The sequence below is a fragment of the Tsuneonella sediminis genome, assembly GCF_051912845.1.
In the GTDB taxonomy this organism is placed as follows: domain Bacteria; phylum Pseudomonadota; class Alphaproteobacteria; order Sphingomonadales; family Sphingomonadaceae; genus Tsuneonella; species Tsuneonella sediminis.
Map to the genome: position 1 here is coordinate 1,719,116 of NZ_JBNCBU010000001.1, position 14,177 is coordinate 1,733,292.

Genomic DNA, 14,177 nt, shown 5'->3' on the forward strand with positions numbered 1-14,177 from the left:
CGCCCCGCCGCACCTGTCCTTACTGGTTCATCGTCGCGAAGAAGTCCTCGTTGGTCTTGGAATCCTTCATCTTGTCGAGAAGGAATTCCATCGCGTCGATCGTGCCCATCTGCATGAGGATGCGGCGCAGGACCCACATCTTCGACAGCTTGTCCTTCTCGACCAGCAGTTCCTCCTTGCGGGTGCCGCTCTTGCCGACGTCGAGCGCGGGGAAGATGCGTTTGTCGGCCACCTTGCGGTCGAGGACGATTTCCGAGTTACCGGTACCCTTGAATTCCTCGAAGATGACCTCGTCCATCCGGCTGCCGGTGTCGATAAGCGCGGTTGCGATGATCGAGAGCGATCCGCCCTCCTCGATGTTGCGCGCCGCGCCGAAAAAGCGCTTGGGGCGCTGCAGGGCGTTGGCGTCGACACCGCCGGTCAGCACCTTGCCCGAACTCGGCACGACGGTGTTGTAGGCGCGGCCGAGGCGGGTGATCGAATCGAGCAGGATCACGACGTCCTTCTTGTGCTCGACGAGCCGCTTGGCCTTCTCGATCACCATCTCGGCGACCTGGACGTGGCGCGTCGCGGGTTCGTCGAAGGTCGAGGAGATGACCTCGCCCTTCACGCTGCGCTGCATGTCGGTGACTTCCTCCGGACGCTCGTCGACGAGCAGGACGATGAGGAAGACTTCCGGATGGTTGTCGGTGATCGCCTTGGCGATGTTCTGTAGAAGGACCGTCTTGCCGGTCCGCGGCGGGGCGACGATCAGCGCGCGCTGGCCCTTGCCCTGGGGCGAGATGATGTCGATCACGCGGGCCGACTTGTCCTTGACCGTCGGATCGAGCGTGTCGAGCGTCAGCTTCTCTTCCGGATAGAGCGGCGTCAGGTTGTCGAAGTTGGTGCGGTGGCGGACAGCCTCGGGATCGTCGAAGTTGACCGAGGTCAGGCTGGTCAGCGCGAAATAGCGCTCGCCTTCGCGCGGCGCGCGAATCTCGCCTTCGACGGTATCGCCGGTGCGCAGGCCCCATTTGCGGACCTGGTTGGGAGAGACGTAGATGTCGTCGGGCCCGGCGAGGTAGTTCGCCTCGGGGCTGCGCAGGAAGCCGAAGCCGTCCTGGAGCACCTCGATCGTGCCGACGCCCATGATCTGGTCGTCGTATTCCTCGTCCTCGGCAAGTTCGCGCAGGATGCAGAACATCAGGTCCTGACGGCGCATGGTGCTGGCGCCCTCGACGCCCAGCTCCTCGGCCATCTCGACGAGTTCGGCCGGGGTCTTCTTCTTGAGGTCTCTCAGGTGCATGTGTCGTTGTCCGTAGTCTGGAAATGCGGCCGGTCGTCGTATGGGCTTGGGGAAAGCGCGACCCGGTCCGGAAGGAAGCTGCCGGACCGGCGGGTACCGGTTGGTTCGCGGGAAATAGGCGCACCGCGCGGCGCGGTCAATTCGCTCGGTGCTCGGCCCGTCGCACGTGGGCCAGACCCTGGCGTCAGAAAGGCCGGACGACCACCAGAACCACGACCAGCGCGACGACGAGACCCGGCACCTCGTTGAGGAGCCGGAGCTGCTTGCCGGTCAGCGTCCGCTCGCCCCGTGCCAGTTTCTTCGCATAGGCGGACAGCCACCCGTGGTAGCCCGACAGTAACAGCACGAGGAAGAGCTTGGCGTGCAGCCAGGGTGCGGTCCACAGCTGCTGCGAGGCCGCCAGCAAGATCCCGAACACCCAGACCGCGATGATCGAGGGGGCGAGGATGATCTTGAGCAGCTTGCGCTCGCGCTCGACCCACAGCGCCTCTTCCGGTGAGCCGGGGGCCGCTTCCTGGTGATAAACGAGGTAGCGCGGCAACATGAAGAGTCCCGCGATCCAGAAGATCACGAAGATCACGTGACCGGCCTTGAGCCAGAGGTACGTCATCGCGAGGACGCTTTCCATCCACGCCATGTAGAAACCCTTGGCATCATCGTCACCCCCTCCATCCGCGAACCGTGTTGCGCAGGATCTCGACATGCTCGATCGGGGTGTGCTGCCCGATCCCGTGGCCGAGGTTGAATACGTGCGGGCGCTCGGCGAAGGCGCGCAGGATGGCCTGCGTTCGCTCGACCAGCCGGTCCCCTCCGGCGAGCAGCAGCAGAGGATCGAGATTACCCTGCACGGGCATCCCGGCCGGCAGCTCGCGCGCCGCCCATGCCGGATCGATCGTCTCGTCAATCCCCACCGCGTCCACCCCGGTTTCACGGGCGTAGGCGGTCAGCTTGGCCCCGGCACCCTTGGGGAATCCGATCACCGGCGCGTGCGGACAGCGCACCTTCACCGCCGCTGCGATCGCCGCGTTGGGCGCGATCACCCAGCGTTCGAACTCGTCGGGAGCAAGGCTGCCGGCCCAGCTGTCGAACAGCTGCACCGCTTCGGCTCCCGCCTCGATCTGGCCCACGAGATAGTCGACGGTGATTGCCGCGATGGCGTCGATGATGGCCTGAAAGGCAGGCGGGTCGCGATAGGCCAGCTCACGCGCGGCATGGTGATCCTTGGAACCCTCGCCGTTCACCATGTAGGTGGCGACGGTCCAGGGCGATCCCGCAAAGCCCAGGAGCGTGGTCTCGGGGCCGAGTCCGGTCTTTACCGCGGCCACGGTCGCATAGATCGGCTCGAGACGCTCAGGCACCCCTTCAAGGGCTTCCAGTGCATGATCGGCGAGCCGGGGCGAGAGCTGCGGCCCCTCGCCGGCAAGGAACCGCAGGTCCTGGCCCATCGCATAGGGCACGATCAGGATGTCGGAAAACAGGATGGCCCCGTCGAAGCCGAACCGGCGGATCGGTTGCAGCGTGACTTCGGCCGCGGCACCGGTGTCATAGACCAGCTCGAGAAAACCGCCCTTCTCGGCTCGCAGCGCGCGGTATTCGGGCAGATAGCGGCCGGCCTGGCGCATCAGCCACATGGGCACTTGCCCGGTCCGCGATCCGCGCAACGTGTCGAGAAGCAAACCGGGCATCGCGTCTAATCCAATTCAATTAGATTCTTAGATAAGATGAAGGAGTCTGTTGGCCCTGTGGATTTCGGGGACAGCGGCGCCCTGCCCGATTTTTCCCGCTCTGGCCAGAATTTGCAGGTGCGCGAATCGCGATGAATCCGCGTCAACCGAAGCTTGTCCCCGTTATCCCCGGCCTGTCGAAAAGCCAGCCGGCATGTCCACAAGCCTCGTTGCGGAATCGGGCCAGCGGGCATGAAACCGCGCCGCTTGCTTGTCCCCGGTTCTCTCCCGTGGTTTATGCCGCGCATTCTCCACAGGCACCCGTCAGGAGCCGATGCCCCGCCTTCACCTTCACCTGCTGTCGGATTCCACCGGTGAAACGCTGGAGATGATTGCCAAGGCGGCGCTCGCGCAATTCGAGGAGGCGGAGATCCAGCGGCATTTCTGGCCCATGGTTCGCAGCCGCCAGCACCTCGACCGGATCGTCCCCGATCTTGCCGCCAATCCGGGGCTCGTCCTCTACACGCTCGTCAATGACGAGACCCGCGCCCGGCTCGAGGAACATTGCCGCGTCCTCGGCCTGCCTGCGGTGCCCGTTCTCGACGCGGTCACCGCGGCGCTCGAGAGCCACCTGGGCCAGGAAGCGCACGGGCGACCGGGCCGCCAGCACGCGATGGATGCCGCCTATTTCGCCCGGGTCGAGGCGATCCAGTACACGATCGCGCACGACGACGGGATCGCGCACGAGGACTGGGAGGCGGCCGACATCGTCCTCGCAGGGGTGTCGCGCAGTTCCAAAACGCCCACCAGCATCTACCTCGCCAACCGGGGCTACAAGGTGGCCAATATCCCGCTCGTGATCGAAAGCCCGCCCCCGCCGGCGCTGTTCGCGCTCCGCCACCCGCTCGTCGTGGGCCTGACCACCTCGCCGGAACGGCTTGTCCAGGTTCGCCGCAACCGCCTGCTGACCATCGCCGAGGGGCGCGAATCGACATATGCCGACGCCGAGCGGGTGACCGAGGAGGTGCGTTTCGCGCGCCGGATGTTCGCCGACAACGACTGGCCGGTGATCGACGTTACCCGCCGATCGATCGAGGAAACCGCCGCTGCAGTGATCCGGTTGCTGTCCGAGCGCCGCGCTCGCAGCACCCCGCCGGTCGTGGGGCCCAAGCCGATATGACGCTCGTCCTCGCCTCGAGGAGTGCCTCGCGCGCCGCCATGCTCCTGGCGGCCGGCGTCCGGTTCGAGGCGCGGCCGGCGGCAATCGACGAACGCGCTCTGGAAGCATCGATGGCCGGCGCGGGGCCCGACCGTGTCGCGCTGGCACTTGCCGAGGCGAAGGCGCTCGCGGTCGAGGAACCCGTACGCCCGGTCCTCGGCAGCGATTCGCTGGTGGTCGTGGGCGACCGGAGGTTCGACAAGCCTGCCTCCCGCGACGAGGCGGCCGAGCATCTGCGGGCGTTTTCTGGCCGGGCGATGGAGTTGCACTCCGCGGCCGCGCTCGCGGTGGCCGGCACGGTGGCCTGGCGCCATTCGGCCTTGGCCACCCTGCACGTGCGTGCGCTGTCGGAGGAGTTCATCGAGGGCTATCTCGACGCGGAATGGCCGGAAGTCGCGCACTGCGTCGGGGTGTTTCGCATAGAGGCCCGCGGCGTCCAGTTGTTCGAGAGGATCGAGGGCGACCATTTCACCGTTCTCGGCATGCCGCTCCTCGCGGTGCTCGGGGCGCTGCGCGATCTAGAAGTGCTGTCGTCGTGAGCCGCCCGTTCGCTGAAGTCATCGGTGATCCGGTCAGCCAATCGAAGTCGCCGGCGATCCACGGGTTCTGGCTCGGCAAGCTTGGCATCGATGGCGACTATCGCGCCTTTCCCGTACCGCCGGACGGGCTCGCCGCCTATCTTGCCCAGCGCCGCTCGGATCCTGCCTGGCGCGGGTGCAACGTCACCATGCCGCACAAGGAAGCGATCGTCCCGCTGCTCGACCGGCTCGATGCCGATGCGAAGCGTGTCGGGGCGGTGAACACGGTGACGTGCGAAGATGGCACGCTGGTAGGCGGCAATACCGACGTCGGCGGATTTCTCGAACCGCTGGCAGAGGATCTGACCCGCACCCATTACTTCCGCATGGCACGCGTGCTGGGAACCGGCGGCGCGGCGCGCGCGATCGTGGCTGGGCTCGCCGACGCGGGGTTCACGATTGTCCTTGCCGGTCGCGATCCGGCCAAGGCCCGCGCGGTTCTCGCCGCTCTCGATCCGGCCGGCGAACACCATGCGGTGGACCTTGCGCATTTTGCAGGCCCGACCGATTTCGCATTCGACGACCGGGTGGGCTGCTTCGATCTCGTGGTCAACGCGAGTCCGCTGGGGATGCGCGGGCAGCCGCCGCTGGCATTCGACTGGAGCCATGCTCCGCCCGGCGCGATCGCCTACGATATCGTCACCGACCCGCTGGCCACGCCCTTCCTCGACGACGCGCGCGCGGCAGGGCACCGGGCGATCGATGGCCTCGCGATGCTGCTCGGACAGGCCGCGCTTGCATTCGAACGGTTCTTCGGACGCCCTCCTCCTCGCGCATTCGACGCCGAACTGCGCGCGATGCTCGCGATGACGCGATGAGCCGTCCCTTTGTCCTCGGCCTCACCGGTTCGATCGGCATGGGCAAGTCGACCGTTGCCGCCATGTTCGAGGCGGCCGGCGTACCGGTGTTCGATGCCGACGCGGTAGTGCGGCGGTTGCAGGGCTCAGGCGGCACGCTGGTGCCCGCGATCGAGGCCGCGTTTCCCGGCTCGACCGGCCCCGCAGGGGTGCTGCGCGAAAAGCTGGGAGCGCAGGTGTTCGCGGATCCCGAGGCGCTTGCGCGGCTGGAAGGCATTGTCCACCCCGCCGTTGCCGCGGAACGGCACGCGTTCATGATCGAACATGCGGGCGAGCCGCTCGTGGTGTTCGACATTCCGCTGTTGTTCGAAAAGGGCGGCTGGGAACAGGTCGACGCCGTCGCGGTGGTCTCGGCTCCGGCTGAGGTACAACGGGCCCGCGTGCTCGCTCGTCCCGGAATGACCCCGGAAAAGTTTGCGCACATCCTCTCACTGCAGGTGCCCGACGCCGAAAAGCGGGCGAGGGCCACCTACGTCATCGACACGGGAACGACGCTGGCCAGGACCGAGGAGGCGGTCAAGTCGCTGATCGCCGCCCTCGCGCGCGGCTGACCGGCGCGGATCGCTAGAGACCCTTGCAACGCTGGGCCAACGGGTGAATAGATAGGGTTCTCATGCGCGAAATCGTGTTCGACACCGAAACGACCGGCCTCGACCCGCGAACGGGCGACCGGATGGTCGAGATCGGCTGTGTCGAACTGGTCAACCGCGTGCCGACCGGCGCGACCTATCACGCCTACTTCAACCCCGATCGCGACATGCCCGAGCAGGCCGAAGCCGTCCACGGCCTCTCCGCCGCGTTCCTGTCGGACAAGCCGCGCTTCCGCGACAAGTGCGACGAACTGCTGTCGTTCATCGCCGATTCCCCCCTCGTCGCGCACAACGCCGGCTTCGATTTCGCCTTTCTCAATGCCGAGCTCGACCTCTGCGGTCTCGAGGCGGTGTGCACGACCAGAATGGTCGACACCGTAGCCCTGGCCAAGCGGCGGCATCCCGGCGCCAAGCTGTCGCTCGACGCATTATGCACCCGCTACGGGATCGATCGCAGCCACCGCGTGAAGCACGGTGCCCTGCTCGATGCCGAACTGCTTGCGCAGGTCTACGTCGAACTGACCGGCGGCCGCCAGATCGGCTTTGCGCTGGCCGCGTGCAGTAGCGACGATTCGGTTGTCGAGCCCGCGTTTCAGCCCGTCCGGGACCGGGCTTTCCGCCCGCCTCGCCCGCACGGTCCCTCCGCCGCCGAAATCGCGCGCCACAGCGCGTTTGTCGCGGCCATCGAGGGAGCCATCTGGTCAGGCTAGCGTTGCACGGACGAAGGGTCGCACAATAAAGGAGAAAGCGTGCCGATGGACATTCGCGTTTCGGGCCACCAGGTCGATACCGGCGCAGCCTTGCAGGAACATGTTACCGATCGTCTCAATTCTATCGTCGACAAGTATTTCAGCCGCGCACTGTCCAGCCAGGTCACCTTCGGCAAGGCACCGGCGGGCGCGTTCAGCTGCGATATCGTCACTCACGTCATGCAGGGATTGATCCTGAAGGCGCACGGAGTCGCGCAGGACGCGCACCAGGCGCTCGACCAGGCCGCGGAAAAGATCGACAAGCAGCTGCGCAGGTACAAGCGGCGGATCAAGGATCGGCACGAGCAGGCCGATCACGCGTTGCGGGAAGAGACCGCCGCCTACACGATCTTTGCCGCGCCCGACGCCGAGGTCGATGAGGTCGAGGAAAGCGATGCCCCGATGGTGATCGCCGAAACCACATCGGACATTCCCGAAACAAGCGTGGCCGATGCGGTGATGATGCTCGACCTGCGCGATACCAACGCGATGCTTTTCAAAAACGCTGGCACGGGCCGGCACAATATGGTCTATCGCCGCCGCGACGGGTCGATCGGGTGGGTCGAACCGCGCTGACGCCAATCGCGCGGGTTCGCCAAACGGTCGACGCATCGCCAGAGGGATCCGCAAAATTGCCGGACGGTTCCGGCGCCGTTTCGATTGCCAGTGCCATGAACGCCATTTTCAAGCTCCTCCCCGAAGCCGTGTGGATCGATTCACCGGCCGACAAGAACGGCGTCCTCGCCGCGCTCGCGACGCGATTCGCACAGGTCTATTCGCTCGACAGGGCCGTGGTTCTCGAAGGGCTTGAGGAGCGCGAGGCCCTGGGCAGCACCGGTTTCGGCCGGGGCATCGCCCTGCCGCACGCGCGGATCGAAGGTCTCCGGCGCCCGGTCGCCGCCCTGCTCAAGCTCGCGCGACCGATCGAATTCGGCTCGGCCGACCGGATGCCCGTCGATCTCGCGATCGGGCTGCTCTCGCCGACCAACGCGGGAGCCACGCACCTGCATGCCCTCGCCGCGCTCTCCCGCATGGTGCGCGACGAGGACATGCACCGGGCCCTGACCGAGGCCAGCGACACCGAAACGCTTTACGCGCTGCTGACCAACGCTTCGGATCGTGACGCGGCCTGACGCGGCGGGGGGCGCGGTCGCGGGCGCCGGCCTGCACTATCGCGCGCTCGAGCGGCTCTACGCGGCTGCCCCGGTCAACGCACTGTTCGCCTCACGCCTCGAAATCATCGGAGAGGGCCGGTCGCGCCTGGTCTTCACCGTCGATCCGGCCGTCTATCACGCGGCGGGCGCGGCGCACGGGACGATCTATTTCAAGATGCTCGACGACGCGGCGTTCTACGCAGCGAATACCCTCGTGACCGACCGCTTCCTGCTGACGACGTCGTTCAACCTCCACTTCACCAAGCCGGTGCGGCAGGGCGAGGTGGTGGCCGAAGGGCGCTGGATCAGTGGCCGCAAGCGCGTGCTCGTCGCGGAGTCGCGGCTGGTCGATGCCGAAGGCGACGAAATCGGTCGCGGCACCGGTACGTTCATGCGTTCGCGGATCCCGCTCTCGGGTCTGCCCGGCTATGCCGCAGGGGACTGAACCATGGCTGGCCGCCTGCCCGCGCATCTGGAAGTGGCGGGGATCCGCCGGCTCGCCGAATCGCTTGGTGGTTTCGCGACCGTGCTCGCCAAAGGCGAGCGCGATGCGGGCACGATTGCAATTGTAATTATCGGTCGCGGTGAACCGGCGGAGCTTTACGAACGTATGCCGCAGATCGACGGGAACCGGTCTTTCGTTTGTCTGGTCCAGGAAGATGCTGAAAATAGACAGGAATTTTCCGAGCTTCTGCGCGGGAGAGCCGCCCGGGACCCCGATTTATGGTTAATTGAGGCGGATGTCCCGGATAGGGAACGGTTCGTCGCAGGATTGCCTGCCTGATTTGACTTCGCAGCTGCAGCAATTATCTGGCCCGCACCTTCACGGACGCAGGCGGCGCGGGAGACATGGGGTCTTCCAGCCAGCGCGCAGACGGGGAACGGCCGGCAGGCTGCAAACGGACCCGACCATCACCGCATGTAACGCGGATGGGTCCCAGCCTGCGACAGGCAGTTCACCGCCTTGACCGACGGGATCAATGCAGTTTCATCGTTCGACCATCGCGGCGCTTGCCGCGACCGTGGTCCTTACCCTGTTCACCGCCGACGGATCCGGCGCCAACGCTGAACCCAGCGAGATTCGTCCGACAACCCCCTCCGAGGTTGTCCTGACCGACGAGACGGTTCCTGAAACCTCTGCGGTCGAATTCGTTTCCAATGAAGTCGTCCAGCCGCTCGCTACCGCCGACGAGGCGAGTGACGCTCCGCGCGCCCGCTCGCTGCGCGAACTCGTGTCGCAGATCGACGCCCCGGCAACCCTGTCGCGCGAAATGGAATGCCTTGCGGGTGCGATCTATTTCGAAGCGCGCGGCGAGCCGCTCGAAGGCCAGCTCGCGGTCGGCCAGGTCATCATCAACCGGGCCGATTCGGGATCCTTCCCTTCCGACTATTGCGGCGTCGTGTTCCAGAAGTCGCAGTTCTCGTTCGTTCGCGGCGGCACGATGCCTCGCATCAACCGGTCGTCGGCCGCGTGGACCCGCGCCAAGGCCATCGCCCGCATAGCTCATGAAGGCCTGTGGGACAGCAAGGCGGGCGACTCGCTCTATTTTCACGCCAACTACGTCCGCCCGTCGTGGAGCCGGACCAAGATTGCGCGAGCGACGATCGACACGCACATCTTCTACCGCTGAACCCGGCCCGGTGCGGCGCGCCAAGGGCAGGGCGCCGCTGCCGGTTTCCGTTCAGTCGCGGACCTCGACCCACACGGGCGCGTGGTCGCTGGCCTTCTCCCGCCCGCGGTGATCCTTGTCGACACCCGCGGCGACCAGCCGGTCGGCCAGTTCGGGCGACAGCAGCAGATGATCGATCCGGAAGCCGTGGTCGCGCGGCCATGCACCGGCCTGGTAGTCCCAGTAGGTCCACACACCGCCGCGCGGGTTCAGCGTGCCCAGCGCGTCGGTCCAGCCCTCGCCGAGCAACCTTGCATAGGCGTCGCGCGATTCAGGCTGCATCAGTGCGTCGGCCGCCATCGCGGCGGGGGACCAGACGTCCCTGTCTTCCGGGATCACGTTGAAATCGCCGACCACGGCGACAGGTCGCTCGAGTGCCCACAATTCCCGCATGCGGGCACGCAGGCGCTCCATCCAGGCAAGCTTGTAGTCGAACTTCGGACCCGGAACGGGATTGCCGTTGGGCAGGTAGATGCACGCGATTCGCACGCCCCTGACGTCTGCCTCGATGTAGCGCGCGTGTTCGTCACCCGGGTCGCCCGGGAGGGTGCGCTGCGCCTCCACCGGAGCTATGCCGTCGGCAAGGATCGCGACGCCGTTGAACCCCTTCTGGCCGTGCCAGATCGCCTGGTAGCCGATCTTCTCGAATTCCTCGTGAGGAAACCCTTCGTCCTGGCTCTTGATCTCCTGCAGGCAGGCGACCGTGGGGCGAGTTTCTTCAAGCCATTCGAGAAGCCTGGGCAGGCGTGCCTTCACGCCGTTGATGTTGAAGGACGCTATCCGCATCCCGCCGGTCTTAGATGCCGAAGCTGGAACCGCAACCGCATCCCGCCGCGGCCTGCGGGTTGTCCACCCTGAAAGCCGCGCCGCCCAGCGATTCGACGAAATCGACCGTGCTGCCCGCAATGAGATCGAGGCTGACGGGATCGACCACCAGCCTGACCCCGGCGGTCTCGCTCACGCTGTCGTCCGGCTCGGGGCCGTCCGCCAGGTCAAACTTGTACTGGAAACCGGAACACCCTCCGCCCTCCACCGACAGCCGAAGGATCGCCGGACGCGACTGGCGTGCGGCGATTGCCGCGACTCGCTTCGCGGCGTTTTCGGTCAGGGTCAGCGGTTCGGCCATGGCGCCGATATGGGGGCTGCGACCTGTCTGCTCAAGCGGTCTGGATATAGGCGCGCATCGCCTCGGCTTCCTGCGCCAGGCTGTCGACCTGCGTCTTCACCAGGTCGCCGATCGAAACGAAGCCGCACATGGCGCCGTTCTGCACCACCGGAAGGTGGCGAACCCGGCGCCGGGTCATCAGTTCGAGCGCCTCGTCGACCTTCGTGCCCGGCTCGACGGTGATCGCCGGCGCGGTCATCACTTCGCCTACCTTCTTCGACAGGCTCGCCTCGCCTTCGCGCTCGATGCAGTAGATCACATCGCGTTCGGAGAAGATTCCCGCGACCTCGCCGTGGCGCATCACCGGCAATGCGCCGATCCGCCGCGTCGCGAGAATGCCCAGCGCCTCGCGCATGGTCATGTCGACGTCGCAGGTGATCACATCGCTGCTCGCGCGGTTCGCCAGCAATCGGGCGATGTCCATCGGACTCTCCCTTGTTCTTGTTTCGAGGACGGCCAGGATGCCACGGATTGCCTGCGAAAGCCAGCTTGCGGGCATTGCCACGGGCTTGCCGGGGGCCCACATGTCCCGCGATGAACCAGCCCTCGCCGCTCGACGATCCCGAAAACGCTGCCTTCGCCTGGGCGCGCTGGAAGCGGATGATGCGATTCATGGCCGCGATCACGCTGGCCGCGGTGATCGCTGTGCTCACCTACGTTTGGGTGGCGCTGCCCGGGGTTTCGGTCCACTTCTACATCGCGGTCGGTCTTGGCGTGGGGCTCTCGATGCTGCTGATGAGCGCGCTGATGGGGCTCGTCTTCATGTCGAACGGCACGGGCCACGACCAGTCGGTGGTCGATCCCCTCGACGACCGCGACTAGGTTGACTCGCCCGGGGCCTCGCGCAAGCGCAGGTCCTCGACCGGCTCACCGCCGATGAGGTGCTGCTGGATAATCCGTTCGAGCGCGGCCTCGTCGCACGAATGGTACCAGACCCGGTCGGGCCAGACGACAGCGATCGGCCCTGCATCGCAGACCTGGAGGCAATCGGCCTTGGTCCGCTGCACCGAGCTGCCCGCTAGCCCAAGCTCCTTCAGCCGGCGCTTCAGGTATTTCCAGGCGCGCACGCCCTCCTCGCGCGAACAGCACTTCTGCTTGTCCGACATCGCGCAGAGGAAAATCTGCCGTTCGACCCGCTCGCCGCCGATCTTGGCCAGCGCGGCGCGCGCCTTTGCTATCTCGTGGGGGGAATTCACCAAGTGGGAACGACGCGGATCAGCCGCGCTTGCCGGCGATCCGCGCGATCTCGTCCTTGACCATCCGCTCGACCATGCCGGGCAGGTTCTTGTCGAGCCATTCGGCAAGCATGGGACGCAGGAGGTCGCGGGTCAGCCCCTCGAGCGAGGTTTCGCCCGAGCGGACGATCTGCGGCGGGACGCCTGGTTCGGCCAGCATCGCGAGCGCGGCGAGATTTTCGCGCATCGCGTCGCGTGCGCTGGCGGTCAGCAGGGGTGCTTCGGCATTCGGCGCCTCGTCATGGTCTTCGTCGAGGTCGTCATCGGACCGACCGGCGTTCGTCTCGGCGAACTCGGGCGCCTGCTCAACGAAGTCGGCGGCGGCGAGGTCAAGCACTTCCTCGGCCTCGTCGGCATCCGCGGGTTCGGGAACGGCGTCGAGCCCGTCCGATTCGCGGCGGCGGCGCGTTTCGATCGCGGTCGCGCGGTTGTCGCGCGCGATCACCTTCTTGATCGATTCGAGAATTTCCTCGACCGAAGCCTCGCCTTCCTGGCGCATGTTCGCAGACCCCCTAAGCCCTCGATTTCAATCGACGATCCGACGCGGCGCCGAATCATCGTTAACGCGAATCTCCGCCGTCGGGGCAGGGATGTCAACGGTGCGCGTCGACTGCACGGTCGGGTCGGGGTCCCGCGACCAGTCGTTCCACTTGTTCCGGACCCGGTCGTAATTGACTTGCGGATCGTAGAGCGGTCCGTCGTCCTCGAGGCCCAGATCGCGCGCCTCCGCCCTGCCCATCGCGGCAAGCAGGCTGAACCCGGCTACGTAGGCGTTACGCCGCGCGGTGATCAGCTGCGCTCGCGCGTTGACCAGTTCCTGTTCGGCGTTGAGGATGTCGAGTATCGTGCGATTGCCGACCGTGTTCTCGGCGCGCACGCCCTCCAGGCTGAGGGCGGCGGCGTCGACCGCGGTCTGGTTGCTGGCGATGATCTGGGTCGCTGCCAGCCAGCTGGAATAGGCCGAGCGAACCTGCGCGATCACGTCGCGCTCGGCCGCGATCACGCTCTCCAGCGCGGCGGCAGACCGGGCCTGCGCCTGGCGCTGGAGCGCGGCAGGGCGCCCGCCCTGGAACAGCGGAATCGACATGCTGACGCCGGCCTGGACGGCGGTGCTGGTCTGCGGGAACGTCACGCCCGGGGTGGGGCTTGAGATCGTCCCGAGGTAGTTGGTGTAGTCCCCCCCGGTGAAGACGGAAACGCGCGGCAGGCGCCCCGCGCCCGCGACGTTGACGTCGTATCGCGATGCCTCGGCGCGCTCGCGGGCGGCGATGATGTCGGGATTCTGCTCGAGCGCGATCGCCACCGCATCTTCCGCGCTGGCCGGCATTCCGGGCAGCGGGGGCGGGGGCTGGAGATCGTCGGGCGCCATGCCGGTAAGCTGGATATAGGTCTCGCGCGCGCTGATCAGGTTGGCCTGGGCGCTGCGATAGTTGCCCTGCGCGAGCGCCAGGCGCGCCTGCGACTGGGCCACGTCGGTACGGGTCAGGTCGCCGATCTCGAACCTGTCGCTGGTCGCCTGGGTATTCACCGTCAGCACCTCGACCTGGCTGGCGTTGAGCCCGACGAGCGCTTCCCCGCGGATGACGTCCATGTACGCCGCGACGACCTGGGTGAAGATCGCCGATTCGGTGCCGCGCAGGTCGGCCTGCCCGGCCTCGACGCGGGTTTCGGCGGCCTTGACCGCGTTCTTGACCGCGCCGCCCGAATAGATGGGCACGCCGAGGTCGGCGCCGGCGATGATTGCGCGTTCGGGCGCGGTGAAGCTCGACGAGCTTTGCTTGACGAACTCGATATACTGGGCGCTCCCGGTCACGTTGGGCCGGCCTGCAGACTTCTCTATCGGAACGCTTTCGTCGGTAATGCGCTGCTGGGCGCGCGCCGCATGAAGCGTGGGGTTGGTCCGGTAGGCACCGTTGAGCGCATCGCGCAGGGTGTCCGCCCGGGACGGGACCGCACCGAACGCGGCCAGCGCGCCGCCGAGCAGCAGGACCGCGCGCGCACGGGTGCCCAT

Annotated in this window: 20 protein-coding genes; 11 read left to right on the forward strand and 9 right to left on the reverse strand. The window is 66.6% G+C overall.

The annotated features are described in order from the left end of the window. Positions 1-19: 19 nt before the first annotated feature. The 3 genes from rho to hemE all read right to left on the reverse strand — a co-directional run bounded on the left by rho (position 20) and on the right by hemE (position 2,970). A complete protein-coding gene (gene rho / locus ACPV3N_RS08670; RefSeq protein ID WP_440116671.1) occupies positions 20-1,285 on the reverse strand; it encodes a transcription termination factor Rho in 1,266 nt (421 codons plus the stop codon). Positions 1,286-1,469: 184 nt separating this feature from the next. Next, positions 1,470-1,913, reverse strand: coding sequence for a CopD family protein (locus ACPV3N_RS08675; RefSeq protein WP_440117502.1), 444 nt, complete (start codon positions 1,911-1,913; stop codon positions 1,470-1,472). 31 nt (positions 1,914-1,944) lie between these two features. Further along, positions 1,945-2,970: a uroporphyrinogen decarboxylase gene (gene hemE / locus ACPV3N_RS08680; protein ID WP_440116673.1), complete on the reverse strand. Its 1,026-nt coding sequence runs from the start codon at positions 2,968-2,970 to the stop codon at positions 1,945-1,947. A 313-nt stretch (positions 2,971-3,283) separates the two neighbouring features. On the opposite strand from hemE, the gene ACPV3N_RS08685 reads away from it, so the two are divergent. From ACPV3N_RS08685 to ACPV3N_RS08730, 10 genes are all read left to right on the forward strand, one after another. Beyond that, positions 3,284-4,129 (forward strand): pyruvate, water dikinase regulatory protein, encoded by an 846-nt coding sequence (locus ACPV3N_RS08685; protein WP_440116675.1) that lies wholly within the window; start codon positions 3,284-3,286, stop codon positions 4,127-4,129. Continuing rightward, positions 4,126-4,707, forward strand: a complete 582-nt coding sequence (locus ACPV3N_RS08690) for a Maf family protein (protein WP_440116677.1) — start codon at positions 4,126-4,128, stop codon at positions 4,705-4,707. The genes ACPV3N_RS08685 and ACPV3N_RS08690 overlap by 4 nt, the downstream gene beginning before the upstream one ends. Next, complete coding sequence (locus tag ACPV3N_RS08695; protein WP_440116679.1) at positions 4,704-5,564, forward strand: shikimate dehydrogenase family protein; 861 nt, start codon at positions 4,704-4,706, stop codon at positions 5,562-5,564. The genes ACPV3N_RS08690 and ACPV3N_RS08695 overlap by 4 nt, the downstream gene beginning before the upstream one ends. Continuing rightward, on the forward strand, positions 5,561-6,154 hold the full coding sequence (gene coaE, locus ACPV3N_RS08700; RefSeq protein ID WP_440116681.1) for a dephospho-CoA kinase: 594 nt from the start codon (positions 5,561-5,563) through the stop codon (positions 6,152-6,154). The genes ACPV3N_RS08695 and coaE overlap by 4 nt, the downstream gene beginning before the upstream one ends. A 62-nt stretch (positions 6,155-6,216) precedes the next feature. Then, positions 6,217-6,903 (forward strand): DNA polymerase III subunit epsilon, encoded by a 687-nt coding sequence (dnaQ, locus tag ACPV3N_RS08705; protein ID WP_440116683.1) that lies wholly within the window; start codon positions 6,217-6,219, stop codon positions 6,901-6,903. Positions 6,904-6,948: 45 nt separating this feature from the next. After that, a complete protein-coding gene (gene hpf / locus ACPV3N_RS08710) occupies positions 6,949-7,518 on the forward strand; it encodes a ribosome hibernation-promoting factor, HPF/YfiA family (RefSeq protein WP_440116685.1) in 570 nt (189 codons plus the stop codon). 95 nt (positions 7,519-7,613) lie between these two features. After that, positions 7,614-8,075 (forward strand): PTS sugar transporter subunit IIA, encoded by a 462-nt coding sequence (locus ACPV3N_RS08715; protein WP_440116687.1) that lies wholly within the window; start codon positions 7,614-7,616, stop codon positions 8,073-8,075. Next, entirely contained in the window at positions 8,062-8,541 is a 480-nt protein-coding gene (locus ACPV3N_RS08720; protein WP_440116689.1) for a PaaI family thioesterase, read from the forward strand. Before ACPV3N_RS08715 ends, ACPV3N_RS08720 begins: the two co-directional genes overlap by 14 nt. A gap of 3 nt (positions 8,542-8,544) precedes the next feature. Further along, positions 8,545-8,880, forward strand: a complete 336-nt coding sequence (locus ACPV3N_RS08725; protein ID WP_440116691.1) for a DUF1491 family protein — start codon at positions 8,545-8,547, stop codon at positions 8,878-8,880. Positions 8,881-9,076: 196 nt separating this feature from the next. Continuing rightward, positions 9,077-9,727: a cell wall hydrolase gene (locus ACPV3N_RS08730; RefSeq protein WP_440116693.1), complete on the forward strand. Its 651-nt coding sequence runs from the start codon at positions 9,077-9,079 to the stop codon at positions 9,725-9,727. A 51-nt stretch (positions 9,728-9,778) separates the two neighbouring features. Here ACPV3N_RS08730 and xth read toward each other — a convergent pair whose 3' ends face one another. From xth to ACPV3N_RS08745, 3 genes are read right to left on the reverse strand one after another with little or no spacing between them, the layout of a single operon-like run. Next, complete coding sequence (gene xth, locus ACPV3N_RS08735) at positions 9,779-10,552, reverse strand: exodeoxyribonuclease III (RefSeq protein WP_440116695.1); 774 nt, start codon at positions 10,550-10,552, stop codon at positions 9,779-9,781. 10 nt (positions 10,553-10,562) lie between these two features. After that, entirely contained in the window at positions 10,563-10,892 is a 330-nt protein-coding gene (locus ACPV3N_RS08740; RefSeq protein ID WP_440116697.1) for a HesB/IscA family protein, read from the reverse strand. Between the two features lie 31 nt (positions 10,893-10,923). After that, positions 10,924-11,355 (reverse strand): CBS domain-containing protein, encoded by a 432-nt coding sequence (locus ACPV3N_RS08745; protein WP_440116699.1) that lies wholly within the window; start codon positions 11,353-11,355, stop codon positions 10,924-10,926. Positions 11,356-11,465: 110 nt separating this feature from the next. Between ACPV3N_RS08745 and ACPV3N_RS08750 the strand changes: the two genes are divergently transcribed. Further along, a complete protein-coding gene (locus tag ACPV3N_RS08750; RefSeq protein ID WP_440116701.1) occupies positions 11,466-11,753 on the forward strand; it encodes a hypothetical protein in 288 nt (95 codons plus the stop codon). Here ACPV3N_RS08750 and ACPV3N_RS08755 read toward each other — a convergent pair. The 3 genes from ACPV3N_RS08755 to ACPV3N_RS08765 are packed head-to-tail and all read right to left on the reverse strand — an operon-like array spanning position 11,750 to position 14,177. Then, positions 11,750-12,127 (reverse strand): (2Fe-2S) ferredoxin domain-containing protein, encoded by a 378-nt coding sequence (locus ACPV3N_RS08755; protein ID WP_440117504.1) that lies wholly within the window; start codon positions 12,125-12,127, stop codon positions 11,750-11,752. The genes ACPV3N_RS08750 and ACPV3N_RS08755 overlap by 4 nt on opposite strands. Positions 12,128-12,146: 19 nt before the next feature. Continuing rightward, entirely contained in the window at positions 12,147-12,665 is a 519-nt protein-coding gene (locus ACPV3N_RS08760; protein WP_440116703.1) for a DUF2497 domain-containing protein, read from the reverse strand. Between the two features lie 27 nt (positions 12,666-12,692). After that, positions 12,693-14,177: a TolC family outer membrane protein gene (locus ACPV3N_RS08765; RefSeq protein ID WP_440117506.1), complete on the reverse strand. Its 1,485-nt coding sequence runs from the start codon at positions 14,175-14,177 to the stop codon at positions 12,693-12,695.

What these genes read in the sequence shown, in the direction of transcription:
- rho (WP_440116671.1), bottom strand. Translation starts at nt 1,285, where the DNA reads ATGCACCTGAGAGACCTCAAGAAGAAGACCCCGGCCGAACTCGTCGAG.
- xth (WP_440116695.1), bottom strand. Translation starts at nt 10,552, where the DNA reads ATGCGGATAGCGTCCTTCAACATCAACGGCGTGAAGGCACGCCTGCCC.
- ACPV3N_RS08745 (WP_440116699.1), bottom strand. Translation starts at nt 11,355, where the DNA reads ATGGACATCGCCCGATTGCTGGCGAACCGCGCGAGCAGCGATGTGATC.
- ACPV3N_RS08750 (WP_440116701.1), top strand. Translation starts at nt 11,466, where the DNA reads ATGAACCAGCCCTCGCCGCTCGACGATCCCGAAAACGCTGCCTTCGCC.
- ACPV3N_RS08765 (WP_440117506.1), bottom strand. Translation starts at nt 14,177, where the DNA reads ATGGGCACCCGTGCGCGCGCGGTCCTGCTGCTCGGCGGCGCGCTGGCC.
- ACPV3N_RS08740 (WP_440116697.1), bottom strand. Translation starts at nt 10,892, where the DNA reads ATGGCCGAACCGCTGACCCTGACCGAAAACGCCGCGAAGCGAGTCGCG.
- ACPV3N_RS08715 (WP_440116687.1), top strand. Translation starts at nt 7,614, where the DNA reads ATGAACGCCATTTTCAAGCTCCTCCCCGAAGCCGTGTGGATCGATTCA.
- dnaQ (WP_440116683.1), top strand. Translation starts at nt 6,217, where the DNA reads ATGCGCGAAATCGTGTTCGACACCGAAACGACCGGCCTCGACCCGCGA.
- coaE (WP_440116681.1), top strand. Translation starts at nt 5,561, where the DNA reads ATGAGCCGTCCCTTTGTCCTCGGCCTCACCGGTTCGATCGGCATGGGC.
- hpf (WP_440116685.1), top strand. Translation starts at nt 6,949, where the DNA reads ATGGACATTCGCGTTTCGGGCCACCAGGTCGATACCGGCGCAGCCTTG.
- ACPV3N_RS08760 (WP_440116703.1), bottom strand. Translation starts at nt 12,665, where the DNA reads ATGCGCCAGGAAGGCGAGGCTTCGGTCGAGGAAATTCTCGAATCGATC.
- ACPV3N_RS08730 (WP_440116693.1), top strand. Translation starts at nt 9,077, where the DNA reads ATGCAGTTTCATCGTTCGACCATCGCGGCGCTTGCCGCGACCGTGGTC.
- ACPV3N_RS08725 (WP_440116691.1), top strand. Translation starts at nt 8,545, where the DNA reads ATGGCTGGCCGCCTGCCCGCGCATCTGGAAGTGGCGGGGATCCGCCGG.
- hemE (WP_440116673.1), bottom strand. Translation starts at nt 2,970, where the DNA reads ATGCCCGGTTTGCTTCTCGACACGTTGCGCGGATCGCGGACCGGGCAA.
- ACPV3N_RS08675 (WP_440117502.1), bottom strand. Translation starts at nt 1,913, where the DNA reads ATGGAAAGCGTCCTCGCGATGACGTACCTCTGGCTCAAGGCCGGTCAC.
- ACPV3N_RS08690 (WP_440116677.1), top strand. Translation starts at nt 4,126, where the DNA reads ATGACGCTCGTCCTCGCCTCGAGGAGTGCCTCGCGCGCCGCCATGCTC.
- ACPV3N_RS08685 (WP_440116675.1), top strand. Translation starts at nt 3,284, where the DNA reads ATGCCCCGCCTTCACCTTCACCTGCTGTCGGATTCCACCGGTGAAACG.